This window comes from uncultured Salinibacterium sp. (assembly GCF_963974405.1).
Taxonomy (GTDB): Bacteria; Actinomycetota; Actinomycetes; order Actinomycetales; family Microbacteriaceae; genus Rhodoglobus.
This window is the reverse complement of record NZ_CAXBBH010000002.1, coordinates 399,911-426,187: the sequence shown is the minus strand read 5'-3', so window position 1 is coordinate 426,187 and position 26,277 is coordinate 399,911. Positions and strand designations below refer to the sequence as shown.

At 59.7% G+C, this 26,277-nt stretch carries 27 protein-coding genes; 11 read left to right on the top strand and 16 right to left on the bottom strand.

All coding sequences use genetic code 11. From position 1 onward, the window contains the following. The first annotated feature begins 119 nt into the window (after positions 1 to 119). Positions 120 to 536 carry a GNAT family N-acetyltransferase gene (locus AACZ26_RS10430; protein WP_339621337.1) on the top strand — a complete coding sequence of 139 codons (417 nt, stop codon included), beginning with the start codon at positions 120 to 122 and terminating at the stop codon, positions 534 to 536. Between the two features lie 105 nt (positions 537 to 641). Here AACZ26_RS10430 and AACZ26_RS10425 read toward each other — a convergent pair whose 3' ends face one another. The 7 genes from AACZ26_RS10425 to AACZ26_RS10395 all read right to left on the bottom strand — a co-directional run bounded on the left by AACZ26_RS10425 (position 642) and on the right by AACZ26_RS10395 (position 8,693). Then, positions 642 to 932 carry a type II toxin-antitoxin system RelE/ParE family toxin gene (locus tag AACZ26_RS10425; protein ID WP_339621335.1) on the bottom strand — a complete coding sequence of 97 codons (291 nt, stop codon included), beginning with the start codon at positions 930 to 932 and terminating at the stop codon, positions 642 to 644. Further along, positions 929 to 1,162, bottom strand: coding sequence for a type II toxin-antitoxin system ParD family antitoxin (locus tag AACZ26_RS10420; RefSeq protein ID WP_339621332.1), 234 nt, complete (start codon positions 1,160 to 1,162; stop codon positions 929 to 931). Before AACZ26_RS10420 ends, AACZ26_RS10425 begins: the two co-directional genes overlap by 4 nt. 184 nt (positions 1,163 to 1,346) lie before the next feature. Continuing rightward, positions 1,347 to 2,942 (bottom strand): hypothetical protein, encoded by a 1,596-nt coding sequence (locus tag AACZ26_RS10415; protein WP_339621330.1) that lies wholly within the window; start codon positions 2,940 to 2,942, stop codon positions 1,347 to 1,349. Positions 2,943 to 3,391: 449 nt separating this feature from the next. Further along, entirely contained in the window at positions 3,392 to 4,279 is an 888-nt protein-coding gene (locus AACZ26_RS10410) for a hypothetical protein (protein ID WP_339621327.1), read from the bottom strand. 701 nt (positions 4,280 to 4,980) lie between these two features. Continuing rightward, positions 4,981 to 6,057, bottom strand: a complete 1,077-nt coding sequence (gene ychF, locus AACZ26_RS10405; protein WP_339621326.1) for a redox-regulated ATPase YchF — start codon at positions 6,055 to 6,057, stop codon at positions 4,981 to 4,983. A gap of 73 nt (positions 6,058 to 6,130) precedes the next feature. Beyond that, the gene (locus AACZ26_RS10400; protein ID WP_339621325.1) at positions 6,131 to 7,627 is read right to left on the bottom strand and encodes a CoA-acylating methylmalonate-semialdehyde dehydrogenase; all 1,497 of its coding nucleotides are present in this window, start codon (positions 7,625 to 7,627) and stop codon (positions 6,131 to 6,133) included. A gap of 145 nt (positions 7,628 to 7,772) precedes the next feature. Then, entirely contained in the window at positions 7,773 to 8,693 is a 921-nt protein-coding gene (locus tag AACZ26_RS10395) for a LysR family transcriptional regulator (protein WP_339621324.1), read from the bottom strand. A gap of 80 nt (positions 8,694 to 8,773) precedes the next feature. Here AACZ26_RS10395 and rmuC point away from each other — a divergent pair, with 80 nt between their 5' ends. Then, positions 8,774 to 10,060, top strand: a complete 1,287-nt coding sequence (gene rmuC, locus AACZ26_RS10390) for a DNA recombination protein RmuC (protein WP_339621323.1) — start codon at positions 8,774 to 8,776, stop codon at positions 10,058 to 10,060. Here the strand turns inward: rmuC and glpX are convergent. Continuing rightward, positions 10,057 to 11,046, bottom strand: coding sequence for a class II fructose-bisphosphatase (gene glpX / locus AACZ26_RS10385; protein ID WP_339621321.1), 990 nt, complete (start codon positions 11,044 to 11,046; stop codon positions 10,057 to 10,059). The two genes, rmuC and glpX, sit on opposite strands and share 4 nt — an antisense overlap. Positions 11,047 to 11,256: 210 nt before the next feature. On the opposite strand from glpX, the gene fbaA reads away from it, so the two are divergent. Continuing rightward, on the top strand, positions 11,257 to 12,282 hold the full coding sequence (fbaA, locus tag AACZ26_RS10380) for a class II fructose-bisphosphate aldolase (protein WP_339621320.1): 1,026 nt from the start codon (positions 11,257 to 11,259) through the stop codon (positions 12,280 to 12,282). Positions 12,283 to 12,356: 74 nt separating this feature from the next. Here the strand turns inward: fbaA and AACZ26_RS10375 are convergent, their stop codons facing one another. Beyond that, positions 12,357 to 12,959: a DUF6264 family protein gene (locus tag AACZ26_RS10375; RefSeq protein WP_339621319.1), complete on the bottom strand. Its 603-nt coding sequence runs from the start codon at positions 12,957 to 12,959 to the stop codon at positions 12,357 to 12,359. Continuing rightward, positions 12,959 to 14,011 carry a 4-hydroxy-3-methylbut-2-enyl diphosphate reductase gene (locus AACZ26_RS10370; RefSeq protein ID WP_339621628.1) on the bottom strand — a complete coding sequence of 351 codons (1,053 nt, stop codon included), beginning with the start codon at positions 14,009 to 14,011 and terminating at the stop codon, positions 12,959 to 12,961. The genes AACZ26_RS10375 and AACZ26_RS10370 overlap by 1 nt, the downstream gene beginning before the upstream one ends. 135 nt (positions 14,012 to 14,146) lie before the next feature. Between AACZ26_RS10370 and xseA the strand changes: the two genes are divergently transcribed. Genes xseA through AACZ26_RS10345 form a run of 5 tightly spaced genes read left to right on the top strand, consistent with a single transcriptional unit; the run spans position 14,147 to position 18,370 of the window. Continuing rightward, a complete protein-coding gene (xseA, locus tag AACZ26_RS10365; RefSeq protein WP_339621318.1) occupies positions 14,147 to 15,367 on the top strand; it encodes an exodeoxyribonuclease VII large subunit in 1,221 nt (406 codons plus the stop codon). Between the two features lie 19 nt (positions 15,368 to 15,386). Then, positions 15,387 to 15,632 carry an exodeoxyribonuclease VII small subunit gene (locus tag AACZ26_RS10360; RefSeq protein WP_339621316.1) on the top strand — a complete coding sequence of 82 codons (246 nt, stop codon included), beginning with the start codon at positions 15,387 to 15,389 and terminating at the stop codon, positions 15,630 to 15,632. Beyond that, positions 15,632 to 16,279: a DUF4245 domain-containing protein gene (locus AACZ26_RS10355; RefSeq protein WP_339621315.1), complete on the top strand. Its 648-nt coding sequence runs from the start codon at positions 15,632 to 15,634 to the stop codon at positions 16,277 to 16,279. Before AACZ26_RS10360 ends, AACZ26_RS10355 begins: the two co-directional genes overlap by 1 nt. Then, the gene (locus AACZ26_RS10350; RefSeq protein WP_339621313.1) at positions 16,276 to 16,917 is read left to right on the top strand and encodes a carbonic anhydrase; all 642 of its coding nucleotides are present in this window, start codon (positions 16,276 to 16,278) and stop codon (positions 16,915 to 16,917) included. Before AACZ26_RS10355 ends, AACZ26_RS10350 begins: the two co-directional genes overlap by 4 nt. A 55-nt stretch (positions 16,918 to 16,972) precedes the next feature. After that, a complete protein-coding gene (locus AACZ26_RS10345; RefSeq protein WP_339621311.1) occupies positions 16,973 to 18,370 on the top strand; it encodes a class II fumarate hydratase in 1,398 nt (465 codons plus the stop codon). On the opposite strand, the gene AACZ26_RS10340 is transcribed toward AACZ26_RS10345, so the two are convergent. The 3 genes from AACZ26_RS10340 to AACZ26_RS10330 form a co-directional block, all read right to left on the bottom strand. Further along, positions 18,367 to 19,134 carry a fumarate hydratase gene (locus tag AACZ26_RS10340; protein WP_339621309.1) on the bottom strand — a complete coding sequence of 256 codons (768 nt, stop codon included), beginning with the start codon at positions 19,132 to 19,134 and terminating at the stop codon, positions 18,367 to 18,369. The two genes, AACZ26_RS10345 and AACZ26_RS10340, sit on opposite strands and share 4 nt — an antisense overlap. A 73-nt stretch (positions 19,135 to 19,207) precedes the next feature. After that, entirely contained in the window at positions 19,208 to 20,569 is a 1,362-nt protein-coding gene (locus AACZ26_RS10335) for a PhoH family protein (RefSeq protein ID WP_339621306.1), read from the bottom strand. Between the two features lie 222 nt (positions 20,570 to 20,791). After that, the gene (locus AACZ26_RS10330; protein ID WP_339621304.1) at positions 20,792 to 21,577 is read right to left on the bottom strand and encodes an isoprenyl transferase; all 786 of its coding nucleotides are present in this window, start codon (positions 21,575 to 21,577) and stop codon (positions 20,792 to 20,794) included. A 63-nt stretch (positions 21,578 to 21,640) separates the two neighbouring features. Here AACZ26_RS10330 and AACZ26_RS10325 point away from each other — a divergent pair, with 63 nt between their 5' ends. Further along, the gene (locus AACZ26_RS10325) at positions 21,641 to 22,390 is read left to right on the top strand and encodes a hemolysin III family protein (RefSeq protein WP_339621302.1); all 750 of its coding nucleotides are present in this window, start codon (positions 21,641 to 21,643) and stop codon (positions 22,388 to 22,390) included. Here the strand turns inward: AACZ26_RS10325 and AACZ26_RS10320 are convergent. Beyond that, a complete protein-coding gene (locus AACZ26_RS10320) occupies positions 22,371 to 22,721 on the bottom strand; it encodes a hypothetical protein (RefSeq protein ID WP_339621299.1) in 351 nt (116 codons plus the stop codon). The genes AACZ26_RS10325 and AACZ26_RS10320 overlap by 20 nt on opposite strands. A gap of 96 nt (positions 22,722 to 22,817) precedes the next feature. Here AACZ26_RS10320 and AACZ26_RS10315 point away from each other — a divergent pair, with 96 nt between their 5' ends. Both AACZ26_RS10315 and greA read left to right on the top strand, forming a co-directional pair. Beyond that, a complete protein-coding gene (locus AACZ26_RS10315) occupies positions 22,818 to 23,273 on the top strand; it encodes a DUF4307 domain-containing protein (RefSeq protein WP_339621297.1) in 456 nt (151 codons plus the stop codon). Positions 23,274 to 23,340: 67 nt separating this feature from the next. Then, positions 23,341 to 23,832, top strand: coding sequence for a transcription elongation factor GreA (greA, locus tag AACZ26_RS10310; RefSeq protein WP_339621294.1), 492 nt, complete (start codon positions 23,341 to 23,343; stop codon positions 23,830 to 23,832). Here the strand turns inward: greA and ilvA are convergent. Both ilvA and AACZ26_RS10300 read right to left on the bottom strand, forming a co-directional pair. Then, positions 23,829 to 25,052, bottom strand: coding sequence for a threonine ammonia-lyase (gene ilvA, locus AACZ26_RS10305; RefSeq protein WP_339621293.1), 1,224 nt, complete (start codon positions 25,050 to 25,052; stop codon positions 23,829 to 23,831). The genes greA and ilvA overlap by 4 nt on opposite strands. A 4-nt stretch (positions 25,053 to 25,056) precedes the next feature. Next, positions 25,057 to 26,223: an AI-2E family transporter gene (locus AACZ26_RS10300; protein ID WP_339621291.1), complete on the bottom strand. Its 1,167-nt coding sequence runs from the start codon at positions 26,221 to 26,223 to the stop codon at positions 25,057 to 25,059. Positions 26,224 to 26,277: the final 54 nt, after the last annotated feature.

Here is a 26,277-nt window from a genome sequence, read left to right as displayed (position 1 = left end):
TGTGTTGTGCGGCGGCAGCTGGCGAATCTCAAAATTGAGCACACTCTTTGGGCCGCCCTGCTCTCCTGATGCTGACGCGCGAGGCCTCACCCATTGTTCTCCGCAGATATGATCTCGGGATGAGCATCACCTACCGTGTTGACGCGCCCCTTGACCGCAACGCGATCATCGACCTGTACGCCGCGGTGCAGTGGTCGGCCTACACGGATGATCCCGCACGGCTTGAAGCGGCGATCACGGCATCGCTCAGGGTGGTGACTGCGTGGGAAGGCGTCCGCTTGGTGGGACTCGCCCGCGTCGTCGGGGACGGGCTTACGATCGTTTATCTGCAAGACATTCTGGTCGTGCCCGAGCATCACCGCACCGGGATCGGTCGCGAACTCTTCCTTCGAGTTTTTGAGCCCTACGATGACGTGCGGCAGAAGGTTCTCCTCACCGATGACGGGCCTGGTCAGATCACGTTCTACCGCGCAATGGGGTTCACCGAGGTGAGTGACCTCACACACCCAATCTCGGTTTTCACGAAGTTCGCGTGACGCTGCAACAGCTGATAGCCCGAAGGCTGAGCTGCGCCTAGTTGTTGAAGCGGAACTCCACCGCGTTCCGGCACAAAATAGCCTCTCAATCGGCCGTCAGCTCACCTAAACGTGCCGGGTCGGATCCATCCGTTGGTGCAGGATGCGGATCACATCCACGCTGTCGGGTCTCTCAATGTAGAAGACCAGATGGCTGCCGATGCTGTAGCGACGGTAGCCTTCACGAATCTCGTCGCAAGCGCGCCCGCGCTGAGGATCCGCAGCGATCCGCTCGATCGCTGCCCTCAGCTCGGATAGGTAGAGCTCCGCCCGAGTCCCGTCCCAGCGCTCTTGCGTGTAGTCCCAGATCGCGGAGAGGTCTTGCTGCGCGGCCAGCGTGAAACGGTAGCGCTTCACCGCTTCTTCGACGCAACGAAAGCGTCGAAGTCGAAATCTTCCGCCTCGCCGCTGGCTTCGCCTGAAATCAGCGCGGATCTCAGCGCTGCCATTTGCGTCTCTTGGTCTTCCAACAACCGGAGGCCGGCACGGACAACTTCACTTGCGGAGCGGTACCGCCCGGTCTCGACTTCTCGGGCAAGAAAACCCGCGAAGTGGTCGTCCAGACTGATCGACGTGTTCTGAGCCATGTGCTTAGATTACCAAAGATTGGTAATCTAAGTGCAACAGCACTAGATCGACACGAAGCTGGTTATTGAACCGGAACTTCACCACCCGCCGAAGCCGATGTGGGCAAGTTGGAGTCTTCTTGATCAATGCTCGGGAGAAGTTCTTCAGCATAGTAGATCGCGATCGACTCCGATCCGCATATAACTATCGCGCGATAGCAATCTTTTCCATGTACTCGCTACTCAACAGGGCGTCAGTGCGGCGCTCGCTTTCGGGGATATCCATCGCTGCTGCGAGAAGGTTGGCGATCCGCCGAGCACCGTCTAGTCCTTCACCTTTGTTCGCCCAGCTGTCAAAGCTGAGCCGAATGTTTTCATCTGCGGTGATGATATCGAGCACAGGGCCCTGCTTTTCGCTCTCGCGCAATCGAACGTAGCGGATATCCGAGAGCGGAAGTTGACGGTCGATAGCGCCTTGTTTGCGTATGGCGCTCTGGGCCGAAATAAAGAAACTATCGGGTGTTACCCCCAGGTAAGCGCTGTCGCCAATGAGCCGATCTAGATTCACATCGGCGATAGCCAGCAACGGCGCCGAACCAGGAATCGCCCAACGCAGAATCCGCAACACCTCCGCCGGCACCTCACCGTTGAAAACTACTAGTTCAGGGTCCAGCGGATCGAGTTGAGTGCGGGAGCGGTTGCGGAGCTCCGAAACTATCTGCGCCAATGCAACAGCCATCGCAACCGCGTCGTGAAAGTTCTTCCGTTTCGCAGTAAATGGCAAACTGAGCTCGCCCGGAAGTTCGGCAAGCAAACGGCACTGGCGCTCGAGGTCACCCAAGAGAGCCGCCATGTCGTCCATTGCTTGGGCGTGATCCCGCTGAGTTTCAGCGACAAGGTTAGCGAGGAGTCCCTCGTTCTCGACAGCATTTGCTTCATCGCGACTGATGCACCCAGCGCGCAATACTTGATACCGGTACCAGGAGCCCTCCGCCATAAGCATGCCGTGTGCATCCGCAAACAGCTGCTGGACGTTTTTCTGAATGTAGTCACGTCGTGTTTTAGCATCAGAATCGAGAGCTTTGGTGTGGCTGCGAACAAACGTCGTGAAGAGGTGTCGTTGCTTGCGAAGATCGGCCTCACGTGTGCCGATGGCTCTGAAGATGTGGTCGTTTACCGTACCGGCTGCCTGCGCTTCTTCGACCGCCCGCATGGTCGTTTCGTGTAGGCCGAGGAGCGTCGCCCATTGATCTTCATGAAGCGCCTTGAGGATGTCGCGAGTCAGCTCGATATTCTCGTCAAGACGACGAGAGATGGATGCGAGTTGCAACTGCAATGCGAGGAGGGCAGCGGCGGGGCCTAAAGCGGCCAGTATCCCTACACTTTGCATTCCGGTTGCCGGCGCCCAGCGTACCGATGCGGCAATCTGTCCGTTGTTGCCAACAATCGACCCCAGATTCCAACCGCCTGATGTCATCGGCTGAGCTACCTTGAGCGCTTCCAAAGTCTGGGGCGCTAGTCGCACGAGTCCTTGCGCAGAGACAATGCCTTGGGCCCCTTGAACGGCTACGTTGCTAAAACCTGCCGCCACAGAAAGCTTGTCTGTGAGCTCCTGACGTGCTTGCGTAGTCATCATTGCAAACGGCACGAAGTCGAGATCGGTCGGCGCTTTGTCCGCAAAGAGCACGGCCATACCCGGTTCGATCTCTACAAGACTGACCGACGGTTCGTCGAGCGGCGCAAGATCGTTTCCGGTGCGGGTTTCATCAGTCTCGTCAGCGGTTTCTTCAATAGATGACATGAAAATCTCTCGTCGATCGGGTAGTTCGATCAGCCTAGGGCAAACCTACGACTTCTGCGGTGGCTCGCATCCGGCTCCGCACTGCTCGCCCTCCTCACGAAAAAACACAACGCAGAAGGCAAAGCCCGGCCGACAGCCTCGTACGACATCGGACGAGCTGCCAGCTACTTCACTATCCAGTCCCTAAGCCACCGGCTATTTAACCGCCAAATGTCAGGTTTCGATGTTGCTGCCGTTACACGCCCACCACGGTCATGGGCGTCGGTTCGCTCGGTGAGCCCGCCGAAATGACTGACCTCATTCCCGAAAGCGACACCGGCCCCGGCCCCGGCCCCGGCACAACATCCTGCTGTTGAACCGGTACCCCACATCGCGCAACACACAATCGCGATTGGAGTCCATATTGGTTAAAGCGGCACTCCAAGACGTCACCGTCCGCGGGGAGTTGCCTATCTATAAATAGCGATGGGTTTGATGACCAATAAGGGGCCTCTAATCACCGACTCTTCGGTTTCGACTTCAACACCGAGCGCTTTCGCGGGCTCCACAAAGTGCGAAACAGCGTCCTTGAGGGTGTTGATCTCAAGAGGCGTTGGAGGTACATCCTTGGTTAGGCGAATGACCGGGTATTCATCACCATCATCAATAATCTGCACAACCTGACCGACAACGCCGAACATGCCACCAAGCTGACCCAAACGCCCGATCAGCCATTTTTGGGACACCGACAAGAGCACGATTGGCCCAGGCCCACCATCTGGTACAGCCATCAGGGGAATTTCTTCGGTTTCGTCTGCCGTGTCGCCCAGAACCTGCTTAATGTTTCTAACAGCGGCCAGGGTCGACTTCCTCTCATCGCCTTTCTGCGAAAACAAATTGCCATCTTTCGTAGCTTGGTCTGCAAACCACAAATACATACGCAACACAGTCTGAAGCGGGCCCTGTGAGAGCTGGGCACGAAACTCGATCGTGTCGCCGGGCTCTACCCCGTCGAGCGCATCTTCTCCCCAGCCATCGAACGAGCCAACTGACTTCTTGTCGTGCAAGAGCTGATACCAAGCGTCGAAGATGGAGAATCGCGTACGAGTGCGAACCATTTCTTCCTCAATTTCGGACGAGGATTTCTTACTTGCGCCGACACCCACATCGGCGATCGGTAGCTTCACTTCGCCACTGAATCCGCCTTCTCTTGCGGTTGTAGTTCTCGAGACAATTTCATCGACTTTTCCTGACTCAAGCGCAGATAGAGAATTGATCGCTACTTCGTCATTTAGGTAAAAGAAGTCTCGATGCAGTCGCTTGCTCGGTTTCTTATAGGCGGACAAAATGCTCCTCACGAACAATCACTTTTGACCAGATGTTGCTTGAATTCGGGCCTAACACAACGAAGTTCCCTCAGTATGACTCGCGTAGTCCTTGCACCTCCGAGGTTTTAAACTTCCACGTCTTGCTCGCACGCTTGCTCTCTGTGGCTGTGATGCGCTTAGTTTCCCAGGAGAGCGTGACGGAAAATTCCTCTACTAACTGCCAGTTTTCAGGTGCGATTATCTCGCTTGTGTGTTGTCCGCGCACGTGCGCGTCTGTCAACGGGAGCGTGACCTCGATGGTCCGCTCGGGTTCAACGTTGCCTTGGCCTGATTGGACCGCCGATGGAAGCGTCGAGGTTAACACCGCAGCGTTTGGGAGAGTGCGTACGAGGGAGAGGTTCTGCAGTACGACTTTTACTTTCGGAAACGTAAGTCCTCGCGGTGAAACAACATTGCTGTGCTGAGCGCTACCTTCGATCGCGGCGCTGAGCTGAACGCGGTTGCGCCACCGAGCTCGCATCGGCCGCACCAAAAACCGGATCGCCACCCAAACCACCACGAATGCGCTCCCAAGTGCGGTAACAAAACCGAAGATTGTCAGGAGATTTTGCACTAGAGGGTCGGCGCTCAGAAGGTATACGACTTCGGGCTCGTTACTGGGAATCGCGCTTGGTTCCTCAGTCCAAATCATTTGATACATCGCGGTTATCAAGAGCTCGTCGCTTTCGTCACTAGTTGTTGAAGCGGAACTCCACGACGTCGCCATCCTGCATGACGTACTCTTTGCCCTCGACGCGAGCTTTACCTTTGGAGCGAGCCTCAGCGATAGATCCGGTTTCGACGAGGTCGTCGAAGCCGATGACCTCGGCCTTGATGAAGCCCTTTTCGAAGTCAGTGTGGATGACGCCGGCAGCCTGAGGCGCCTTGGCGCCCTTCGGGATCGTCCAGGCGCGAGTCTCTTTCGGACCCGCCGTGAGATACGTCTGCAGGCCGAGAGTGTCGAAGCCGATGCGAGCAAGCTGGTCGAGACCACTCTCTTCTTGACCGGTGCTCGCAAGCAACTCTGCGGCATCCTCTTCGTCGAGGTCGATGAGTTCGGCCTCCAACTTGGCGTCGAGGAAGATCGCCTTCGCGGGGGCAACCAGAGCCGCCAATTCGGCGAGCTTTTCGGCGCTGCCCAGCACCGCTTCATCCACGTTGAAAACGTAAATGAACGGCTTCGAGGTGAGCAGCCCCAGCTCGCGGATCAGTTCAAGTTCAATCTTCGTGGCCTCAGACAACGGCTTGCCCTCGTTGAGGAAAGCCTGCGCAGCACGCGCGGCCTCAAGAACGGCAGGCTCCACGCGCTTGGTCTTGAGTTCCTTCTCGTACCGAGCGATAGCCTTTTCGAGCGTCTGCAGATCAGCCAAGATCAGCTCAGTGTTGATGGTCTCCATGTCGGATGCCGCATCAACCTTGCCGTCGACATGAACAACATCCGGGTCGCTAAAGCCGCGCACAACCTGGGCGATAGCGTCAGCCTCGCGGATGTTCGCCAAAAACTTGTTGCCCAAACCTTCGCCCTCGCTGGCGCCCTGCACAATGCCGGCGATGTCAACGAAAGAAACAGGAGCAGGCAGAATGCGCTCACTGCCGAAGATGCCCGCCAGCACCTTGAGGCGCGGGTCGGGAAGGTTCACGATGCCCACGTTCGGTTCGATGGTCGCGAACGGGTAGTTCGCGGCGAGCACCGAATTCTTGGTCAGAGCGTTAAAGAGGGTGGACTTGCCGACATTCGGGAGTCCAACGATTGCAATAGTGAGAGCCACGAGGGTCAATCCTACCGGCGATAGCGGCCCCGAGGAACGGGACCGCTATCGCGACAGTAAAGCCAGCTCGTTCTTAGCCGTTGTTTTGTGGGAAGCCCAGGTTGATTCCACCGTGGCTGGGGTCGAGCCAGCGGCTCGTGACAGCCTTCTGACGGGTGAAGAAACGAATCGCATCCGGGCCATACGCCTTCGCGTCACCAAACGCTGAGTTCTTCCAACCGCCAAAGGAGAAGTACGCAACAGGCACCGGGATCGGCACGTTGATACCGACCATGCCGACCTCAACCTCACGCTGGAAGCGACGAGCCGCTCCCCCATCGTTCGTGAAGATCGCCGTGCCATTTCCGTACTGCGAGGCATTGATGAGTTCGAGCCCTTCTTCGTAGCTCGCGACACGAATCACGCTAAGAACGGGGCCGAAGATTTCGTCTTTGTAGACATCCGAATCGGTCGAAACGTTGTCGATCAGGGTGGGGCCGAGCCAGAAACCGTTAGCGTCACCATCGATCTCAATGCCGCGACCGTCGACAGCGATTGTGGCGCCATCCTTCTCGGCGATGTCGATGTAGCCCGCGACCTTGTCACGGTGCTGCGCGGTGATGAGCGGACCCATGTCGCAATTGCGGGTTCCATCGCCGACCGTGAGGCCCGACATCCGCTCGCTGACCTTAGCAATCAGTTCATCAGCGACGGGCTCAACTGCCACGACGACCGACACCGCCATGCAGCGCTCGCCCGCAGAACCGAAACCGGCGTTGACGGCAGAGTCGGCAACGAGGTCAAGATCAGCATCCGGAAGCACGAGCATGTGGTTCTTGGCGCCACCGAGAGCCTGCACGCGCTTGCCGTGGTGGGCAGCAGTTTCGTAGATGTATTTGGCGATCGGGGTGGAGCCAACGAACGAAACGCTGGCAACATCCGGATGCTCGAGAAGGGTATCGACGGCGAGCTTGTCACCGTGCACGACGTTGAAGACGCCATCCGGCAGTCCGGCCTCAGTGAAGAGTTCAGCCATCCAAATCGCAGACGATGGGTCCTTCTCGCTCGGCTTCAATACTACAGTGTTACCCGCGGCGACAGCCATCGGGAAGAACCACATCGGCACCATGGCCGGGAAGTTGAAGGGGCTGATGATGGAGACAACACCGAGCGGCTGCTGCAGCGAATACACGTCAACGCCGGTCGACACGTTCTCGCTGTACTCGCCCTTGCTGAGTGTTGCGATGCCACAGGCGTAGTCGAGAACTTCAAGGCCACGAGCAATCTCGCCTGCAGCATCCGACAAAACCTTGCCGTGCTCGGCCGTGATGATCGCCGCAAGCTCATCCTTGCGAGCGTTGAACAGCTCACGGAACGCGAACATCACCGCAGTGCGCTTCGCGATCGACGTATTGCCCCACTCCGGGAACGCTGCTTTAGCCGCGGCAACACCAGCGTTGACGTCAGCGACGGATGCGAGAGGAACCGTGCGTGCGACAGCGCCGGTTGCGGGGTTGAAGACATCGCCACGGTTGGGCGAGTCGCCCTCGGTAGCTGAGCCATTGATCCAGTGCGGAATCGTGGAGTACATGGGCCTACTTTCGATCGGAGGTAGCCCCAGTCTGCGCCCGCACCGATCTGCAATCAAGACCTATTCGTGCACGGCCAATCTGCAAAAATGCACAGCGTCACCGACGGCTCCGGGTGCTCGACGCGACGCGACGCCGGTCCGCACCTCACGTGAGCGGCAACAGCTCCGCACTACGGCGAGAAACCTCACGATGCAAAGCGGCGCGCACCAACTGCACAGCCTCAACATCGGCTGCTTCCTTGCGCACCGAGAGCGCGAACTCAAGCCGGAAACTCACCTCATCGGGCAACACCGCGACGAGCCCCGGCTCATCCTCAGCCATGAACGCATGCAGCAGTCCGATGCCCGCTCCCCGCCGGGTTGCTTCGAGCTGAGCGAACACGCTCGTTGAGCCAAAACCGACGCGCATGCCGCCGAGCACTGGAGCGAGATCCAATTCGCGAACCGTGAGCAGAGCATCCACATAGAAGACAAGCGGATGAGCGTCGAGGTCGGCAACCGAACGAATCGGTGGGTGGCTCGCGACATACTCGGGCGACGCGTAGAGCCGCAACGCATAGGCCGCGAGGGGTTCTGAGGCCAGTCGCGACGTCGCCGCCGACCCAATCGTGATCGCGAGGTCGAACCCAGCGCCACGCAAACTCAACGGTCTGGTCGACGTGACCAGCTCGACAGTGATCGACGGATGCTCCGCCTGCACCGCCGCGAGCGCTGCGGTAACAAAGGTGGCCCCGAAGCCATCGGGCGCCACGATTCGCACAGTGCCGCGCACTTCGTCGGCGCTGCCGCTCGTCGCTCCCACCACATTTTCGACAATGTTCTCGAGTCCGGCAGCGCGGGTGGCAACTTCGCGGCCGATGGCGGTGAGTTCCCACCCGTCGGCTCCACGGTCGAGCAGTCGCACACCGAGAGCTGCTTCGAGGCGGTCGATGCGCCGGCGCACCGTCGTGTGGTCGACCCCGAGCAGGGTGGCGGCCGAGACCATGCGGCCAGCCCGGGCGACAGCGATGAGGTAGCGCAAATCGTCGGTGCTCACATCGAGTGGATGCACGGAGTCGCTGGCCATTCCTTAACCCTAGAGGCGCGAACCGACTCCACGCCCGCATTGCTCCCGCGAATGTCCGTGCGGGCTGACACACTGACGGCATGGATCCTGTTGTTGCCCTTGTCATTGGCCTTCTTGTTGGTGCCGTTCTCGGCGTCGTTATCGGCCTCTTGATTGCCCGCGTGCGCGCAAGTTCGTCACCGGAACGCATTGATCCCCAGGTTGTTGAGGCACGCCATCAGGCCGCAATCGCCCAGGTGACAGCCCAGGAGCGAGAGCAGCAGTCGCGACTTGTTGCCGAGTTGGCGTCGATCACGGCTCGCGCGGATGCGTTGAGCGAACAAGTGGCTTCGCTTCAGCTGCAGTACCGAGAGACTCTCGATCGTCAGCGCGAGGAAGCCGCAGCACTCGCTGAGCGCGAGCGTCGCGAGTCGAAGGTGTTGCAGGCCCTCACCCCGGTGCAAGAGACGCTCCGCACGATGCAGAACAAAGTCACCGAGTTGGAGTCACAGCGCAGCCAACAACACGGTGAGCTGAGCCAACAACTCAAGTCAGCCACGGAATCCGAAGAACGCCTGCGTAGCACCGCCGAGTCCTTAGCTTCCGCACTGCGCAACAACTCCACGCGTGGCGTCTGGGGCGAAACCCAGTTGCGCAACGTCGTGCAGGCCGCTGGCCTCATCGAACGCGTCGACTTCGACGTGCAATCGAGCATCACTTCGGATGCCGGTGCCGGCCGCCCTGACATGGTCGTGCACCTTCCCGGGGGCAAGAACATCGCCGTCGACGCCAAGGTGCCGTTCACCGCGTTCTTGGAGGCGAGCCAAATCTCGGTCACGGCAACGGGAGAAGAAGGTGCTCGTCGTGAAGCCCTCATCAAGCAGCACGTCAAGGTCATGCGAGGTCACATCGACACCCTCGCGAGCAAGGCCTATTGGGCGGGGCTCGATGCCTCCCCCGAACTCGTTATTGCGTTCATCCCGAGCGAGTCGCTGGTGTCATCGGCCATGGAAGCGGACCCCTCGATCATGGACTACGCCTTCAATAAGCGCGTCGCCCTCGCCTCCCCCGTCACCCTGTGGTCCGTGCTCAAAACGGTGGCCTTCTCGTGGCAGCAAGATGTGCTCACCGATCAGGCCAAAACGCTGTTCGATCTCAGTAAAGAGCTCTACCAGCGCCTCGCCACACTCGCTGAGCACGCCGACAAACTGCGCCGTTCGATCGACACCACGGTGAACAGTTACAACCAGTTCGCCAACTCGCTCGAAAGCCGCGTGCTCGTCACAGCACGCAAACTCAGCGCGCTCGACGAATCGAAAGTGATCGGCGACACCCACACGGTCGAAGGCTCACCGAAGCACATCACTGCACCAGAACTAGAGCTTTAGTGGTCGAGCCACTTCTCGGCGAGGTGGTCGGCCGAAATGCGGCGGATCGTTCCCGAATGTGAACGCAACACAATCGACTCAGTGCGGATGATCGGGCCGTAGCGACGCACACCCTTCACCAGTCCACCGTCAGTGACGCCCGTTGCCACGAAGAACGTGTTGTCACTGGCAACCATCTCGTCGGCCGTGTACACGTGATCAAACTTGAGCCCAGCATCCATTCCGCGTTGACGCTCCTCGTCAGACTGCGGGTACAGGATCGTCTGAATCTCGCCACCAAGAGCCTTGATCGCGCAGGCCGTCGCAACACCTTCCGGGCTGCCACCGACACCAACACACATGTCAATACGCGTGCCATAGAGTGCCGCGTTGATACCGCCAGCAACGTCGCCATCGAGCATGAGGCGCGTGCCAGCACCCGCAGCACGGATGTCTTCAATCAGTTGAGCGTGACGCGGGCGGTCAAGCACCGCAACCACGATGTCCTCAGGCAGCTTGCCCTTAGCTTTCGCGAGCGCACGGATGTTCTCGCCGATCGGCTTGTGAATGTCGACAACACCAACGCCCTCAGCGCCCGTCACAATCTTGTCCATGTAGAACACGGTTGAGGCGTCGAGCATCGTGCCACGGTCAGACACGGCGATCATCGAGATCGCGTTCTGGCGCCCGGCGGCGGTAAGCGACGTGCCGTCGATCGGATCAACCGCAATGTCACACGCAGGGCCGCGACCGGTACCGACGTGTTCGCCGTTGAAAAGCATGGGAGCTTTATCTTTTTCGCCCTCACCGATGACAACGAGACCGTCGAAATCGACAGTGCCCAAGAACTTGCGCATGGCATCAACAGCAGCACCATCGGCACCGAGCTTGTCGCCCTTGCCAATAAAGGGAACGGCGCGAATTGCAGCCGCTTCGGTGGCCCGCACAAGCTCAAGAGCGAGGTTGCGATCGGGATGGAGAAATAACGTGCCGGTTTCTGGACTCACCTGAGAGCATCCTTCGTTGAGAGAGGTCGACTGGGGACGCGCCGGTGGTGGTCAGCGCAGTTCCACTCTATCCGAATCGCTTCACCGCCCCGGGTGATACTGCAGAGATCGCACTAACGTGCAACAGTTCGCGCCCGCCCAGAGGTGGTGGATAGAATCGACCCGAGCCGGACCAGAGCGGTAATCGGTACCGTACGAGGAGAGACAACAATGCCCGTCGCAACCCCAGACCAGTACGCAGAAATGCTCGACAAGGCGAAGAAGAACTCCTTCGCCTACCCCGCCATCAACGTTTCATCATCGTCGACCATCAACGGTGTGCTCCAGGGGCTCAGCGATGCTGGCTCCGACGGCATCATTCAGGTCACTACGGGTGGCGCAGACTACTTCGCTGGCCAGTCGGTCAAGGCACGCGCATCCGGAGCTCTCGCTTTCGCCGCGTTCGTCACCGAGGCTGCCAAGAACTACCCCGTCACGGTTGCTCTGCACACCGATCACTGCCCCAAGAACGCCCTCGATGACTTCGTTTACCCGCTCATCGCGGCATCCGAAGCAGAGGTCAAGGCCGGCCGTAACCCGATCTTCCAGTCGCACATGTGGGACGGTTCAGCCGTTCCCCTCGAGGAGAACCTCGCCATTGCGCGCGACATCCTGCCCCGCATGAAGGCCATCAACTCGATTCTCGAAGTTGAAATCGGTGTCGTCGGTGGAGAAGAAGACGGCGTAAGCCACGACATCAACGACAGCCTGTACACGACGCTGGATGACGTTATCGCCACCGTCGAAGCGCTCGGCCTCGGCGACCAGGGCCGCTACATCGCAGCTCTCACTTTCGGCAACGTGCACGGCGTCTACAAGCCGGGCAACGTCAAGCTGCGCCCCGAACTGTTGGGCGAAATTCAGGCCGGCATCGCCGCGAAGTACGGCACCGGCGCCAACCCGCTCGACCTCGTCTTCCACGGAGGTTCGGGATCGACGGATGAAGAAATCGCGACCGCTGTTGCCAACGGTGTTATCAAGATGAACATCGACACCGACACTCAGTACGCCTACAGCCGCTCGATCGCTGACAGCGTGCTTCGCAACTACGACGGCTTCCTCAAGGTCGACGGCGAAGTCGGAAACAAGAAGGTTTACGACCCCCGCGCCTGGGGCAAGACAGCAGAGTCGGCACTCGCCGCTCGCGTCGTTGAAGCCACCAAGCAGCTGGGATCGGCTGGATTCTCCAGTAAGTAAGACTTCACGCGCAGAGGGGTTGGTCTTCGGACCGGCCCCTCTGTGTCGTTAAGGGCGGCGGCGTTAAGGGCGGTTTAGCGCTGAAGGCTATCGACGTAGGCCATGAAACCTGGGTCGCTCAGCGCCGCAAATAAGATCGCAATAAGGATCGCGAGAGTCGCGACAACCGCTCCCACGAGCGGAATCCAAAAGGCGATTCGTTTGCGCTGCACCTGAATGAGCGCAAACACGATTGTCACAACCAGAGCGACGATGCGAACGATATTGGCCACAGCGCCTGCGTCAGCTGCCGCTTGATCTGCAGCGAAGGAATCGTAACCTTGAAGCGCGAGCCCCTGTCGCAACACCGGGCCAAGATTCGCCAACGTGCCAAAAGTGTTGATGACATCAACAACGCCGAAGAGCAGCAGCGTTGCGGTGAGAAAGACGTCCCACATGCGCTGCTTGCGCTCTGGCACAGCAGGCTGCCCAGCACCGGTCAAACCCGCTGCAGCTCCGCGCTGGTATTGCGCATTGAGCGACGAGTCGACGATCGGTGGCTCGACCGGTGGCACCCGGGATCCCGCGGCGGAGCCCGAGGCCCCTGTGCCCGCATCCGGCTCCCTCACACCCTCGGGCGCGGTAGGAGGAAGCGGCGCGTATTCGCCATATTTCGGGCGAGGGCGGGGATCAGTCATTAACCCTGTTGCCAATCAAGTTTGCGATTGCGGCCACCGAGGCCACGCTCATCGGGGTTGCCTGCTGCGTCGGTGCGCAGTTCTTTGGGAAGGGAGAACATGAGATCTTCCTCGGCCGTGATCACGGTAGAGACATCGCCGTAGCCTGCCTCTGCGAGGTCGGCGAGAACTTCTTGAACGAGAACTTCAGGAACGGATGCTCCGCTCGTGACACCGATCGTCGAAACGCCCTCGAGCCACTCTTGTTTGATTTCGCTCGCATAGTCGACGCGGTACGCAGCCTTGGCACCGTTCTCGAGCGCAACATCCACGAGACGAACGGTGTTGGAACTGTTGGCACTGCCCACGACGATCACGAGTTCTGCCTCTTCGGCAACCTTCTTGATCGCGACCTGGCGGTTCTGTGTTGCATAACAAATGTCGTCGCTTGGCGGGTCTTGAAGCGTGGGAAAGCGTTCGCGCAGCAAGCGAACTGTCTCCATGGTTTCGTCGACGCTCAACGTCGTCTGCGAGAGCCAGACGAGATTGTCGGTGTTCTCCACGACGATGTTGGGCACGTCGGCGGGGCTGTTCACGAGGATCGTGCGCTCAGGCGCGTGGCCCATTGTGCCCTCAACCTCTTCGTGACCATCGTGGCCGATCAGCAAGATTTGGTAATTGTCGCGAGCGAAGCGAGTCGCTTCACGGTGAACCTTGGTGACGAGTGGGCACGTCGCATCAATAGCATGCAGCTCACGATCCGCGGCACCCTTGACGACGGCGGGCGAGACACCGTGGGCAGAAAACACCACGGTGGATCCTTCAGGAACTTCTTCAACCTCATCCACAAAGATGGCGCCTTGAGCTTCGAGCGTCGTGACGACATGGATGTTGTGCACGATTTGCTTGCGCACGTAGACGGGAGCGCCATAGTTGGCGAGCGCTTTTTCGACGGCAATGACGGCGCGATCAACGCCCGCGCAATAGCCACGAGGTGCCGCCAGAACGACGCGTTTGGCGCCCGCGACCGGCAGATCTTTCAACTGCTCTCGGCGTGCGGGCATCGGGGGCATCGCTAGCGCTTGGGCGCTTCCGTTAGAAATGGTGCTCACAGAAAGGATTCTACCGAAGACTGCTGCACGAACGCCGAGCGGAGGGCGGTATCAGCGGCATCCTCTACCCTGTAATCACAAGCTTGAGGAGGCTAGGTGACGATCACAGAGGGCCCGCCCACCGTCGATACTCCGTGGCCGGTGTCGGTGCTATCGCAGAAGATCCGCGGTTGGATCGAACGACTTGGCACCGCCTGGGTCGAAGGCGAGATCACCCAGTGGGGTGGTTCGGGCGGCAACATCTACGGCAAGCTCAAAGACCTTGAAGTCGATGCCACAATTTCGTTCACGATTTGGTCATCGGTGCGCGCGAAGCTGCCGAATGATCTCAAGCAGGGCGATCGCGTTGTTGCCCTCGTCAAACCCAACTACTGGGTTAAAGGCGGAACCCTCACGATGCAGGTGCTCGAAATGCGCCACGTCGGTTTGGGCGATCTGTTGGAGAAGCTCGAGTTGTTGCGCCAGAAACTGCGCGCCGAGGGCCTCTTCGAACACAAGAAGCCTCTCCCTTTCTTACCCAATTGCATTGGCCTCGTCACGGCGAAAGACAGCGACGCTGAGAAAGATGTCATCCGCAATGCACAATTGCGCTGGCCCGCTGTGAAGTTCCGCACAGCCCATGCCGCGGTGCAGGGTGAGCGTGCCGTCAATGAGGTGTCGCAGGGCATCCGAGAATTGGATGCCGATCCAGAAGTCGATGTCATTATTGTCGCCCGAGGCGGTGGCGATTTTCAGAACCTGCTCGTGTTCAGCGATGAATCCTTGGTGCGCACAGCCGCGGCGTGCAGCACGCCTCTGGTATCGGCAATCGGGCACGAGAACGATCGGCCGCTGCTCGACGACGTGGCAGATTTGCGGGCATCCACACCCACGGATGCGGCTAAGCGTGTCGTGCCCGATGTTGCGGAAGAGCTGAGCCGAGTGCAGCAGGCTCGGGCCGGAATGCGGCTGCGAATCACGCAGCGCCTCGGCCACGAAGGTGATCGCCTTGAGTCGTTGCGCACGCGCCCGGTGCTGGCGAACCCGGTGTCGCTCGTCGATACCCACGCGGATGAGTTGTCGCGCTACGTGTCGCGCAGCAACGAACTCATGGAGCGTGCGATCGACAAGGCGCGCTCAGGCGTCACCGAGCTCACTGGCCAGCTACGCGCTCTCTCCCCTCAACGCACGTTGCAGCGCGGCTACGCGATTGCACAATTGCCCGACGGCACTGCGGTGCGGTCAACGGCCGATGCCCCCGACGGCACAGAGCTCCTACTCACGGTTGCCGACGGCAAGATTTCCACCACCGTCTCCGGCCAGCCGGCAGACGACTAGAGAACAGTAGAATTACATCGTGGCTACCCCCAACGAAACCCCTGTCAGTGAACTCAGTTATGAAGAGGCTCGGGATGAGCTCATTTCTGTCGTGAGCGAGCTTGAGCAAGGTTCGGCAACGCTCGAACAATCGCTCGCGTTCTGGGAACGCGGCGAGGCCCTCGCTCAGCGCTGCGAAGAGTGGCTTGTTGGCGCGCGCGCTCGCCTCGACGCGGCTCGTACCGCCGGGCTCGGCGACGACGCCAACGCGAGCGACGGCCAGTAATGGCTAAGAACACCGAACCACGCATCGTCGCGGAACTGGGGCGCCCTGAAACCCCAGAAGAGACCTTTGCTCGCAAGGCAGAAACGTCGCGCAAGCACCGCGCCAATCAAACCCTGCTCAATCTTGTTGGCGCCACCGTTGCTTCACTCGTCATTGTGTTGTTCCTTGTGCTAGTCGTCGTGCGTCCGAGCACCGAGACTCCCGTTGTCGCTGACTACCAAACGATCGCGGCGGATGCTCAAACCAACGCGAGCGAACCATTGCTCGCCCCCGAAATCCCCGAGGCCTGGTACGCGAATGCGGCACGGCTGGGCACCACATCTGCAGTCCAGACCTGGTACGTCGGATTCGTCACAGCAGCCACTGATTCCTCTGCGGCTCAGTTCATTGCCCTTGAGCAGGGCATAGAGGCGAATCCCACGTGGCTCGGAATTGTCACGGATGGCGCGCTTGCCACCAGCACCACCACAATCGACGGCATCCAGTGGACAATTTACGATCGCCGCTCTTCCGCTGACACCGGAAACTACGCATACTCGATGTCGGCAGAGATTGCCAGCAGCACGGTTGTGCTTCATGGCACCGCCGCCGATGCTCAATTCGAACTACTCGCTGCAGCTATTGCTGCCGACTCGGAGGCGCAATGACGAACCCCACGCGAACACCAGCTCAAGTCTGGAATGAAATGGCGCGCGGCAACGAACGCTTCGTTGCTGGCGAGCCCGCGCATCCCCGTCAAGACGTAGAGCGTCGCACCGAAACGGCGAACGCTCAAACCCCTCACGCGGCTCTGTTTGGCTGCAGCGACTCTCGGCTCGCCGCCGAGATCATCTTTGACAAAGGGCTCGGTGACCTCTTCGTCGTGCGCAACGCGGGGCAAGTCATTTCAAGCTCGGTCGTCGGATCGCTTGAATACGCGGTTAGCGTGCTCAACGTTCCGCTCATTCTCGTGCTTGGCCACGACGAGTGCGGTGCGGTCGCTGCCGCGATTGAATCGCAAACCGAGGATGCCCCCTCGCTGCCCCCACACATCCACTCACTTATTTCAAAGATTGTGCCTGCCGTGCGCCGTGTAGCTGGTAGCGACACCGGCACCGTCGAGGTCGACAACATCAACGCCTACGACGTTGGCCGCATTCACTTGCGCGCCACCATCCTCGAATTGATGAATGCTTCTGAGCTCATCAGCGACGCTGTAGCCGCAGGTACGCTTGCAGTAGTAGGCGCAAACTACCGTTTGCTTGAAGGTCGGGCAGTCCCCGATCTCGTAATCGGCACCGTTTAGCGCTGTCCACCACGCTCACACACCAATTCGCTCGCAAACAAAGGATTACAACGCTGTGACGAGTTCCACCGAATACCGCATCGAACACGACACCATGGGCGAGGTACGTGTGCCCAAGGATGCCCTCTACGGCGCTCAGACCCAGCGCGCAGTCGAGAACTTTCCCATCTCGGGCACTGGGCTCGAGCCGGCTCAAATCGTCGCGCTAGCCCGCGTCAAGCGCGCTGCCGCCATCGCGAACAGTGAACTCGGAAAACTCGACTCATCAATCGCGGACGCCATTGTGGGCGCCGCCGACCAGATCATCGACGGCGAGCACCACGATCACTTCCCCGTCGACACCTACCAGACAGGTAGCGGCACCTCGTCGAACATGAACATGAACGAAGTTCTGGCTCGACTGGCCACAGACTCGCTCGGCAGCGCCGTTCACCCGAACGACCACGTGAACGCGTCACAGTCGTCAAACGACGTCTTCCCCACCTCGGTGCACCTCGCCGTGACGGGCGCCCTCATCGGCGACCTCATCCCCTCGCTCGAACATCTCGCTGCTGCCCTCGACGTCAAGGCCGAGTTGTGGAAGGGCGCCGTCAAGGCTGGCCGCACCCACCTCATGGATGCCACTCCCGTCACGCTTGGCCAAGAATTCGCTGGCTACGCTCGCCAGATTCGTCTCGGCATCGCACGAATCCAGTCCGCGATCCCGCGAGTGGCAGAAGTACCGCTCGGCGGCACCGCCGTCGGCACCGGCATCAACACCCCGCTCGGCTTCCCGCAGCGCGTTATTGAGATCCTCGCCGAGAACTCCGGTCTGCCGATCACCGAGGCCGAAGATCACTTCGAGGCGCAGGGTGCCCGCGACTCACTCGTCGAAGCATCCGGTGCTCTTCGCGTGATCGCCGTCTCCGTCACCAAAATCTGCAACGACCTGCGCTGGATGGGCTCAGGCCCCAACACCGGCCTCGGTGAACTGCAAATTCCTGACCTCCAGCCCGGCTCGTCGATCATGCCAGGCAAGGTCAACCCCGTCATCCCCGAGGCCGTTCTCATGGTCTGCGCTCGCGTTATCGGCAACGATGCGACGATCGCCTGGGGTGGAGCATCCGGAGCATTCGAACTCAACGTAGCGATTCCGGTCATGGGAACCTCGCTGCTCGAGTCGAGCCGCTTGCTCTCCAACTCGTTGCGCGCCCTCGCCGACAAGACCATTGATGGCCTCGAGGCAAACCTTGAACGTGCACTGGCTCTTGCCGAATCATCGCCCTCGATCGTGACCCCGCTCAACAAGATCATCGGCTATGAAGCAGCAGCCAAGATCGCCAAGCACTCCGTCGCTCAGTCGATGACCGTGCGCGAAGCCGTGATTGACCTCGGTTTCGTCGAGCGTGGCGAAGTCACCCTCGAACAGCTGGATGCCGCCCTCGACGTTCTGTCGATGACGACGCCTGGCTAACCTTCCGATTCCGCCATCGCGAGTGGCGTTCCGTCGAGAGATTCGACGGAACGCTCTCCGATCGGATCGTTCAATGGCACCGGAATCAGCACAGACGCGGTGAGGTCTTGCCCGACAGGGCATCCGGCGACATTGTCTGGGGTTGAACCGTCACTCGGATTCGGCAAGCCATATTGCACCGAGAGCTGCACGAGGTCTGGTGTCTCAATTGCCACGACCCGACGCGGCACACACAACAGCGGACCTCGCACGTGCAGAACCACATCAGCGCGGCTGATGGTCGAATCTGTTTCGGTCGGTGCGCTGCCGATGTAACCCGGGATGCTGGTGGTCCCGAGCCGCGAGAACTGTTCGAGATCGAGCAGATAAAGCGGCGCTCGCTCGTCATCGTTCACCGGCAGATAGCTCTCGATCGGCACATCAATGAGCGTCTCGTCGACCGCTGTGGACGTCTGGAAGGCGCGGTAGACCAGTAGCGGTGATGGCGAACCCCACATGCTCTCAGTGTCGCTCACCTGCGGTGGGTCGTGAGGTTCGCGTGCAGCCGTAGCGATCACGGCAAAAAGCACCATGAGGAGGGAAAGACCAAGCGCGGCCGCGGCAATAATTTGTCGATACGCATAGGCAGCGCCACCCGGCTCCGACGAGTGAGCGTTCGCGACTGACCACGAAAACAGACTTCGCCACTGACTTTTGGGCGCAAGAATCGCCCAGACGGCTGCCACCCCGAGGGGAACCGCAAGAAACCACCAAACCCAAGCCACGAGAAAACCTTACGTCGCCTGAGCGTGCCGTGCTGACACTTTCACGGCACGCTCAGACTTCGAGGTTCAATTGTTAGGCAAGTTCATTGCCCTCCAGAAGATCAGTAACGAGAGCGGCAATAGCGGAACGCTCAGACCGCGTGAGCGTAATGTGCCCAAACAGTGAATGTCCCTTGAGAGTTTCGATTACTGAAGCGACACCATCGTGTCGGCCGACCCGGAGGTTGTCGCGCTGCGCAACATCGTGAGTCAAGACGACCCGAGAATTCTGGCCAATACGGCTCAACACCGTGAGCAAGACATTGCGTTCGAGAGATTGCGCTTCATCAACGATGACAAATGCATCATGCAGGGAACGGCCCCGGATGTGGGTGAGCGGCAACACTTCGAGCAAGCCACGATCCAGCACTTCTTCAAGCACATTCTCCGAAACCACAGAGCCAAGAGTGTCGAACACCGCTTGGGCCCACGGATTCATTTTCTCAGCGGCATCGCCAGGCAAGTAGCCCAACTCTTGGCCGCCCACCGCGTAGAGCGGACGGAAGACCATGATCTTGCGGTGCTGCTGCTTCTCAAGCACAGCCTCAAGACCAGCGCAGAGGGCGAGTGCTGACTTTCCGGTGCCCGCGCGACCACCGAGAGAAACAATGCCCAGCTCTGGGTCAAGCAGCATCTCGATGGCGAGCCGCTGTTCTGCGCTGCGCCCATGAAGACCGAAAATGTCACGGTCGCCGCGAACGAGCGTCATCTTGCCTCGCGCCGTGACCTTGGCCAACGCCGAACCGCGTTCCGAGTGCACGACGAGTCCCGTGTTCACGGGAAGATCCGCGACGGCACGAGTGTGGAGTTCTTCTTTGTCGTACAGAGTGGCAACTTGATCACCGCTGAGCTCGATCTCGGCCTGGCCGGTCCATCCAGAGTCCACCGCTAGCTCGGCCCGATATTCCTCGGCCGCGAGCCCGATGGATGCCGCCTTCACACGAAGCGGGAGGTCCTTAGAAACGACGGTGACATCCAGACCTTCATTAGCGAGGTTGAGCGCTACGGCGAGAATTCGCGAGTCGTTGTCGCCGAGCTGCAGTCCGGAGGGAAGAACCGACATGTTGGAGTGGTTGAGTTCCACACGCAACGTTCCGCCCGCATCACCGACGGCAATCGGAAAATCGAGCCGCTCGTGCTTGACGCGCATCTCATCGAGATTGCGCAGAGCCTGTCGCGCAAAGTACCCAATCTCAGGGTCATTGCGTTTGGATTCAAGCTCAGTGATCACCACGACAGGGAGAACCACGTTGTGTTCAGCGAAACGCTGAATAGAACTCGGATCGGAGAGCAAAACAGACGTATCGAGAACGTAAGTACGTTCTGCTTGTCGCTTGGCCCGCCCTCCCGCCTTCGACGTGGTGATCGTGGTCTTGGGGGTAACTAGGTCGGCCAACGTGCACTCCATCCCCGAGTGCGAGCACTCGGATCCAGTCTGCGAAGACGGCCAGTACTTTACGAAAACGAACTTACGTGGCCGTCTCGATCAGGCGCCATACCTGATGTCTTGAACGCTAAACCTGCCGAGCGATCTCGCGGTAACGACACGCCAGACGACATCATCACGTCACTTTGGGGACACCGCGAATACCGTTCGCCGAGGCGCAGCGAACGTGCGCTAGGCGCCGAAGCGGCGATTGCGACGCGAGAAATCACGCAGTGCGCGCAAAAAGTCGACCTCGCGCAGGTCGGGGCCGAGAGCCTCCATGAAATACAGCTCGCTATGGGCTGACTGCCACAGCATAAAGTCGCTGATGCGTTGCTCGCCCGAGGTTCGGATCACGAGATCGGGATCGGGCTGACCCTTCGTGTAGAGGTGCTCGCCGATTAGTTCCGGTGTCAGCAGCTCGGCTAGCGCCTCGAGGCTGTGGCCCTCATCGCTGTGGTTGCGCACGATCCGGCGCATTGCTTCAGCGATTTCGTGGCGACCGCCGTAGCCGATCGCGAGGTTCACATGAAGGCCAGTGTTGGAGGCGGTGCGCTCATGAGCCGCTTTGAGTTGAGATTTGAGCTGTTCGGGGAGTCCGGCATCCGACCCCACATGCTGAACTCGCCAGTCTCGAAAGTGGGAGAGATCTTCGGCAAGGTCACCAATGATGGTGAACAGCTCGGTCAACTCTTCGGGAGAGCGCCCGGTGAGATTGTCGGTAGAGAGCAAGTAGAGGGTGGCCACCGAAATATCGAGGTCGTCGCACCAGACGAGAAACTCGCGATACTTGGCAGCACCGGCGCGATGGCCGTGCGCTGCTGTCTCCAGATCTTTCAGCTTGGCCCAGCGCCTGTTGCCATCAATGATCATGGCCACGTGGCGCGGCAATTGTTGACCCTCTAGTTGGCGACGCAGTTTCTTTTGGTAAAGACCGTAGAGAAAACCGCGGCCGAATGCAGACTGTCGCTTACTCACGGGACTACGTTAGACCACTGCGGCGCTCAGCAAGTCAAACTTCGCCGGGCGTAAACTGTGCGCATGAACCAGAATGCCGCCGATTCAGCTGCTGCAGCGGCTGTCGAGCAAGAAGATGCTTCACGTCTTCCCGAGATCCCGCTCGTCGACGATGCGATGCTGCGCACTCCGGCAGAACAGAAGCCAACGTGGCGTGGCTGGATTCATGCGGGCACGTTTCCGGTCGCGATTGTGCTTGGCGCGATCCTGATCGTTATGGCTGATGGCACTGCCGCCAAAGTGAGTTCGGCGGTCTTTGTGGCATCGTCGCTCATGTTGTTTGGAATCTCAGCGCTTTACCACCGCTTCAATTGGAGCGAAAAATCGCGGATGCTGCTGAAGCGCTTCGACCACTCCAACATCTTCTTGCTGATAGCAGGCTCCTACACGCCCATCACGGTGCTCGCTTTGCCGCCCGAGAAGGCAACCCTGTTGCTCTGGCTCGTGTGGAGCGGTGCCGCTCTCGGCATCGGCTTCCGCATCTTCTGGGTTGGCGCACCACGCTGGCTTTACGTTCCCCTGTACGTGCTATTGGGCTGGGCCGCGATGATGTTCGTCGTCGACTTCTTTCAGGCGAACTGGATCATGATGACGCTGATCTTGGCCGGTGGACTCTTCTACACGGTGGGTGCCGTTGTGTACGGCATGAAGCGCCCCAACCCCATCCCTGGAGTCTTCGGCTTCCACGAGATTTTTCACACGCTGACGCTACTGGCGTTCCTCTGCCACTGGGTCGGCATTTTTCTCGTGGCGACTAATCCGCCCGTTGTGTAGGTGCGTCGTCGTCCCCTGCCTCGGAGTTGAGGTCGGGGTCAGTATCGACTCCATCGCCCAAGTCTGCTGCGCTGTCAGCCGCCGCAGCCTCCTGCTCAGCCCGGATCGTATCCTGAGCAAGCTCGCGGTACCGCACCCGACGAACGCGGCGCACCATGTCAACTGCGATCAGCAACGCTGCCACCGCGATGAACAACGTCGCCAAGAACCCGACAACACCCGGTGTAACGGAGTTCGGGTCACCCTCGAACGCCGGGTAGAGCGACGGCTCGGGGCTCGGAGTGGCCGTCCAGAGAATCGCGCTGGTTGCGAGCGAAGTGAAAGAAATCAACTGTTGTCCTCTGGGGTGTTCACTCGATGATTTCATCACGCGAGTTTGCGAATAGCCTTGTAAGAACCAGAATACCGTCGTATGAAGGAGCCCCGCGTGCCTGACGCATCCAGTAACCCCACTGGCACCGCTGATAACGCCGCTAACGGCAACACAGCATCCACCGATTTGGATGCTCGCTACGGTCGCAGCCCGAAGGCAAAGCGCAACAATCGCGTCGCTGTCATCGCGGCTGCAGTTGGATTTGTCGCGGTCTTTGCCGCCTGGCTCGTCTGGGGCGGTCTTCTCGAGGCTCCCGCCCAGTTCGAAGCGAAAGATACCGGCTACGAGATCATCGACGACACCGCGGTTGAAGTGCGCTGGCAATTCAACGTTCCCGAAAACACGGATGCACGCTGCGCGGTTCAAGCGCTCAACTCCACTTTTGCGATTATTGGCTGGAAGGTCGTGGATGTTCCGGCCAGCGATCAGCGCAACCGTGACTTGAGCACCACCGTTCGCACGACAGAACAAGCAGTGTCAGGCTTGATCTACCGGTGCTGGCTCACCTAGGCTGTACCAAATCATCTCGAAACCGGTCGATCTCGGCCGGTTTCTCGTTTGTATAGGGAGAAACACAGTGGCTGCAGATAACGACGTCACATGGTTGACCCAGGAGGCGTTCGATCGTCGCACCGCCGAACTGGAACAGCTCACCGGCGAAGCACGATACGAAATTGCCAAGAAGATTGAGGCCGCTCGCGAAGAGGGCGACCTTAAAGAGAACGGTGGCTACCACGCTGCTAAGGAAGAGCAGGGCAAAATTGAGGCCCGCATCCGCGTTCTCACCCAGTTGCTTCGCCACGCTGTAGTGGGCGACGTTCAAGACGATGATGGTGTTGTCGAGCCAGGAATTCTCGTCACCGCCAAAATCATGGGCGACGAAAGCGTGTTCTTGCTCGGTAGCCGTGAAATCGTTGCCGACGACAGCGATCTCGATGTCTACAGCGAAAAGAGCCCGCTGGGTCTCGCCATCAACGGCATGAAGGTCGGCGAATCAACGACCTACACCGCCCCCAATGGCAAAGCGATCACAGTAGAGATCGTCAAGATCGCCACCTACTCTGGCTAGAAGTCGACCTGAGGGTCAAATCCTTCGTCTCTGAGCCGCGCGAGCACTGACTCCGCGTGCTCGGGGCCGCGGGTCTCAATGTGCAGTTCGAGCTGAACCTGGCTGAACTGCACTTTGTTGTTGTGCCGACTGTGCAGCACCTCAACCACGTTGGCGCTCGCTTCAGCGACAAGGGCAGAAATACGAGCGAGCTGGCCCGGACGGTCGGGAAGCGGGATGCGCAAACGCAAATAGCGTTCGGATGCCGAAAGACCGTGACTAATGATGCGTTCCATCATCATCGGGTCAATGTTTCCGCCGCTCAGCACCACGACAGTGTTGCCGCTTGGCTCGATTGCGCCAGCGAGGATCGCAGCGACTCCAACGGCACCGGCAGGCTCGACGACCTGTTTTGCGCGCTCAAGGAGAACGAGCACGGCGTAGGCGATCTGGTCGTCAGAGACGGTGATCACTTCATCCACAAGCTCGCGGACCATGCTGAAGTTGAGCACCCCGGGGCGGCTGACAGCGATACCGTCGGCGATGGTGGGCGTTGTGCGTACCTCCACGATCTCGCCCTTATCGAGCGAGGGCCGGTACGCAGAAGCGTTCGCCGCCTGCACGCCAATGACGCGCACGGTGCGACCCTCGAGCCGGGCACGATGTTTGATAGCACCAGCGACGCCCGAGACGAGGCCTCCGCCACCAATGGGAACGATAACGGTGTCTACCAGCGGAACTTGATCGAAAACTTCGAGCGCGAGGGTGCCTTGGCCAGCCACTACATCTTCGTGATCGAAGGGGTGGATGAGCACAGCACCTGTCTCTTCAGCGAAACGCGCAGCGGCCCGCAACGGTTCGTCGACCGTGTGACCGCGCAACACAACCTCAGCCCCGTAATCGCGAGTGGCTTGCAGCTTGGGCAGGGGCACGCCTACCGGCATGAAAATCGTCGACTTGATGCCCAACTCACGAGCAGCAAAAGCGACGCCCTGAGCGTGGTTTCCGGCCGATGCGGCCACCACTCCCCGAGCTTTCTCTTCGTCGCTCAACCCGGCGAGGCGGTTATAGGCGCCGCGGAGCTTAAACGACCCCGTGCGCTGCAAATTTTCGCACTTCAAGTAGACGGGCGAACCTAAGATCTCCGCGAGAAAACGCGACGTCTGCATGGGAGAGACATCGGCAACTTCTGCGACCCTGACGCGTGCTGCTTCGTAGTCAGCAAGCGTGGGGCCGGGCATCCGGTTAGTGAGCATCGCCGAGCACATCAGAGATCGTGGGGCGACCGTGCACGCGCCAATCGCCACTAGCAATGTATTTCGTCATGACGTTCACCACGGCGACGAGAGGCACCGCGAATAGCGCGCCAGGGATACCTGCGACAAAGGAGCCGGCTGCCACCGCGAACACAACGGCGAGCGGGTGCACCTTAACGGCGGTTCCCATGACGAGTGGCTGCAAGATGTGGCCCTCAACCTGCTGAACCAGCAAAACAATACCCAGCATGATGACCGCCGGGAGCGGGCCGAGGAAGACGAGAGCGATAAAGACCGCGAGCGCGCCCGTGACGAGAGCACCGACGACGGGGATGAACGACCCCAAGAAGACCGCGACCGCGATCGGAATGACGAGAGGGAAGCCTCCATAGAAGAGCCCAAGGATCCACGCGCCCAGACCAATGCCGATAGCGTCAACAGCGGCCACGAAGATCTGCACCTTCACGAAAGTCGTGAGCGTGAGCCATCCGGCCACACCCGCACCATCGACAGCGTTGCGCGACTTGCGCGGGAACAGACGCACGCTCCACGCCCAAATGCGCTTGCCATCGATAAGAACGAAGATCGTCGCGAATAGGCTCAAGAGAGCGCCCGTGAGCACGTGACCGGCGGTAGAACCTACCGAGAGAATGCCAGAAACAAGGGCTTGAGAGTCGCGCTGAATAACACTAAAGATGTCGCTCAAGTAACCATCGAGATCGGCATCGCTCAAGTGCAGCGGAGAGTCGCGCAAGAACGCGCGCAGATTCTCGTAGGCCGCCGCCGACTGCACTTGAAGTGCGGGGAGCCCCGAACGTACTTGAGCAACGACAACGACAACGAGTCCGCTGACAACAGCCAGGAAGCCGATCAGAACCACGGTGACTGCGGCCCAGCGTGGCCACTTCATTCGTACCAAGAAGTTCACCACGGGAACGAGAAGCGCCCCGATCAGAATCGCAATCAGGAACGGAATGACAATGTACTTGAGAGTAATCACCAAGAAGATAAGAACTGCTACCAAGCCCAATACGACAAGCAACCGCCACGAGTAGGCAGCAGCGATCGAAAGCCCGGCGGGTACCTCAGCCGCGTCTGACGTGCTGGCGCGTGACGGGACCCGACTGTCTGTTTGTGTACGTCGACCGAATATCACGTGCCCATCTTAGTTGTGCTGAAGGGTGCGCTTGCTGCGCGCCAGTCATGGACG

Excerpts from the sequence above, each read along its gene's own strand:
- rmuC (WP_339621323.1), top strand. The coding sequence starts at position 8,774 with ATGGATCCTGTTGTTGCCCTTGTCATTGGCCTTCTTGTTGGTGCCGTT.
- AACZ26_RS10350 (WP_339621313.1), top strand. The coding sequence starts at position 16,276 with ATGACGAACCCCACGCGAACACCAGCTCAAGTCTGGAATGAAATGGCG.
- AACZ26_RS10375 (WP_339621319.1), bottom strand. The coding sequence starts at position 12,959 with ATGACTGATCCCCGCCCTCGCCCGAAATATGGCGAATACGCGCCGCTT.
- AACZ26_RS10370 (WP_339621628.1), bottom strand. The coding sequence starts at position 14,011 with ATGCCCCCGATGCCCGCACGCCGAGAGCAGTTGAAAGATCTGCCGGTC.
- AACZ26_RS10325 (WP_339621302.1), top strand. The coding sequence starts at position 21,641 with ATGAACCAGAATGCCGCCGATTCAGCTGCTGCAGCGGCTGTCGAGCAA.
- ilvA (WP_339621293.1), bottom strand. The coding sequence starts at position 25,052 with ATGCCCGGCCCCACGCTTGCTGACTACGAAGCAGCACGCGTCAGGGTC.
- AACZ26_RS10355 (WP_339621315.1), top strand. The coding sequence starts at position 15,632 with ATGGCTAAGAACACCGAACCACGCATCGTCGCGGAACTGGGGCGCCCT.
- AACZ26_RS10400 (WP_339621325.1), bottom strand. The coding sequence starts at position 7,627 with ATGTACTCCACGATTCCGCACTGGATCAATGGCTCAGCTACCGAGGGC.
- AACZ26_RS10395 (WP_339621324.1), bottom strand. The coding sequence starts at position 8,693 with ATGGCCAGCGACTCCGTGCATCCACTCGATGTGAGCACCGACGATTTG.
- AACZ26_RS10430 (WP_339621337.1), top strand. The coding sequence starts at position 120 with ATGAGCATCACCTACCGTGTTGACGCGCCCCTTGACCGCAACGCGATC.
- fbaA (WP_339621320.1), top strand. The coding sequence starts at position 11,257 with ATGCCCGTCGCAACCCCAGACCAGTACGCAGAAATGCTCGACAAGGCG.
- AACZ26_RS10415 (WP_339621330.1), bottom strand. The coding sequence starts at position 2,942 with ATGTCATCTATTGAAGAAACCGCTGACGAGACTGATGAAACCCGCACC.
- AACZ26_RS10420 (WP_339621332.1), bottom strand. The coding sequence starts at position 1,162 with ATGGCTCAGAACACGTCGATCAGTCTGGACGACCACTTCGCGGGTTTT.